Here is a 2734-nt window from a genome sequence, read left to right on the forward strand (position 1 = left end):
GTACGAATCATCGCAAAAAAGGAGCCGGACAGCTAAACGCTGACCAGGCTCCCCACCTGCTTTAAATCATTTTGGGGTATTGGTTACCCCTTACAATCGCAAAGAGCAAATCCACTAAACCCCATCTATTCTTGGAACGCCAAAAACATTCAATCTTTACTCATATTGTAAAGACAGAATGCATAAAAAACTAAAATTATCGTGCTTTTAACACCTCTCTAATTTAGAATATGTAAAAAAACTACGCCCATACCAAGACGTAGATTAGGAAAATTGTTCCCTACTGATAATCAAATACAGGAGATTTATATCTGACACATCAAAAAGAAAGTTAATAACTTCACATCAATTCTGCTTGATGTTATTTTCTAGGATTTGTAATCGTTGATTGACTTCGGTACGTTTATGCTTAGGCATATGCGCTACGATCTGTTTCCACTTTTCCTGCTCTTTTTGAAGAAACAAAGAATACGTCGCATCTTTTCTGCAGGAAACCCCATAAAGAATTTCGCTCTGCGTTAAAGAATACGGTGTATTGGTATAGACAAGCTTCATGATCGGATAAAAATGACCATCTTCTTCCACTACACACTCTTGTTCGACCTTAAAACCTTGTTTAGATACATATTCCCGCAACAAGGAAGCATCCTTATGCGGACAAAAATAAAAGTGCATACCCTTTTTTATATGCGATTTCCCTTGTTCTAAAATATCGATCATCAAAGAAGCACCCATCCCCGCAATGACGATGGAGTCTACATCCGAAGGAAGTTCTTTCATCCCATCCATTAAAAGACAGGTGACCTGTTCTTCCAAATGATGTAGATGAATATTCCTTTTGGCATTGTCCAAAGGCCCCGGTGCCACATCACAGGCATAAGCTTTTTGGATGCGCTTTTGTCGAAGTGCTTCCATGATCACATAACCATGATCACAGCCAATATCCGCTAAGCAATGTCCTTCAATCAAGGAAACGATCGCCTGTAAACGTTTGGATACAGCCATTAAGATTTCACAAAATCCTTTAAACGTTTAGAACGATTCGGATGTTTTAACTTCCGCAGTGCTTTTGCCTCAATCTGACGAATCCGCTCTCTAGTGACATTAAATTCTTTACCGACTTCTTCCAAGGTGCGTGTTCTTCCATCCTGCAAGCCAAAACGAAGACGAAGAACTTTTTCTTCACGTTCAGTCAATCCCTGCAGTACATTGTTGATCTCATCCTTCAACAATTGATTGTTTGTATAATCATCAGGTGACAAAGTTTCCTTATCTTCGATAAAGTCACCTAAATGCGAATCATCTTCTTCTCCGATCGGTGTTTCCAAACTAACCGGATCTAAGGCAATCTTTTGAATCTCGCGAACCTTTTCAGCCGTAATATTTTCCATCTTTTCGGCAATTTCTTCCGGTAAAGGATCACGTCCTAAATCTTGTACCAGCTGTCGCTGGATACGCGTTAATTTATTGATTGTTTCAACCATGTGTACCGGAATACGGATCGTTCTGGCCTGATCGGCAATCGCACGGGTGATGGACTGTCGAATCCACCATGTCGCATAGGTTGAAAACTTAAATCCTTTGGTATAGTCAAACTTTTCAACAGCCTTGATCAAACCGCAGTTTCCTTCCTGGATCAAATCCAGAAACAACATACCACGTCCAACATATTTTTTCGCAATGGAAACAACCAGACGCAAGTTACTGGAAATCAGTTGTTGTTTGGCTTCTTCGTCGCCTTCCTGGATTCGCTTGGCAATAATTGGCTCATCCTTTGGATCCAACAAAGGAATCTGACCGATCTCTTTTAGATACATTTTAACCGGATCGTTGATCTTGGCATGAGATGCATTGGCAAACGATTGTTCCAAATGAGAAATTTCATCCTCGATCGAACTTTCATCATCTCTGGCATCATCAATATCCGAATCCAGATCATCGGTTTCATCATCCAGTTCAAACTCTTCATCGTCCATTGTCTCATCCATAAATGTAATATCATTGTCGTCACACCAGGAAAACAAATCATCCATCGCATCATCATCCAGTCCCAGATCCGCAATCGCATCCATAAACTGGTTCTGTGAAATATCCGTATCGTTATCGCGGGTTTCAATCAAAAAATCTTTTGCCTCTTCAAGACTTTTAAATTTTTTCTTTACGTTTGTCTTTAATGTTTCCACCATAGTTACCCTTCCTTTCGCAGACCATTTTTCTTGATGATCCATTCTCTTTTCTGCCTTGCCAGTTCAAGCTTCTCCTGATTATCCACACTTCGTATGATCTTTTGATTAATTAAATCAATCTGCTCTTGATAAGTACATTCCCGAATCTTGTTCACACTATCCAGAAAAAACTTTTCATCATATTTTGTCAAACGAAATGGATCTGACAAGAGGGCAAGCAGAAAATTCCGCACATCTTCTTCATCTATTTTTGATATCAGTTCATCAAAATCAATTCGATTCTGATATCGATATATGTCATAACAATAATAAGACAGCTGATTACAAAGCTCATCTTTAAAGAACCCTACCTCTTCCTTAAAGCGCAAAGCGGCTTCTTTACTGAGTAAGATCATGTTCAGACAGCTTTGTTCAGCCTGTTTACGCCCATCCTTGGGACGCTCCAACAACATTGGTACTTTTCGATATTTAACTTCCGGCCGGGATGTATTTTTAGGCTCGTTCAACGAAAGATCAAACCCTGTCATCTCTTTAATACGGGCAAAATA

General features: G+C 39.6%; 3 protein-coding genes. All 3 read right to left on the reverse strand.

Going from position 1 to position 2734, the window contains the following annotated elements; all coding sequences use genetic code 11:
- Nucleotides 1-345 precede the first annotated feature (345 nt).
- Nucleotides 346-1005 (reverse strand): tRNA (adenine(22)-N(1))-methyltransferase, encoded by a 660-nt coding sequence (locus U0M88_RS08995; RefSeq protein ID WP_331869592.1) that lies wholly within the window; start codon nt 1003-1005, stop codon nt 346-348.
- Nucleotides 1005-1817, reverse strand: coding sequence for an RNA polymerase sigma factor RpoD (rpoD, locus tag U0M88_RS09000; RefSeq protein WP_442902246.1), 813 nt, complete (start codon nt 1815-1817; stop codon nt 1005-1007). The genes U0M88_RS08995 and rpoD overlap by 1 nt, the downstream gene beginning before the upstream one ends.
- Before the next feature lie 371 nt (nt 1818-2188).
- Nucleotides 2189-2734 (reverse strand): hypothetical protein (locus U0M88_RS09005; protein ID WP_331869594.1); only part of this gene is annotated, 546 nt, incomplete at its 5' end.

Origin of the sequence: Faecalicoccus sp. (assembly GCF_036552745.1) — a bacterium.
Classification (GTDB): Bacteria; Bacillota_I; Bacilli_A; order Erysipelotrichales; family Erysipelotrichaceae; genus Faecalicoccus.

What these genes read in the sequence shown, in the direction of transcription:
- rpoD (WP_442902246.1), bottom strand. Translation starts at nt 1,817, where the DNA reads ATGTATCTAAAAGAGATCGGTCAGATTCCTTTGTTGGATCCAAAGGAT.
- U0M88_RS08995 (WP_331869592.1), bottom strand. Translation starts at nt 1,005, where the DNA reads ATGGCTGTATCCAAACGTTTACAGGCGATCGTTTCCTTGATTGAAGGA.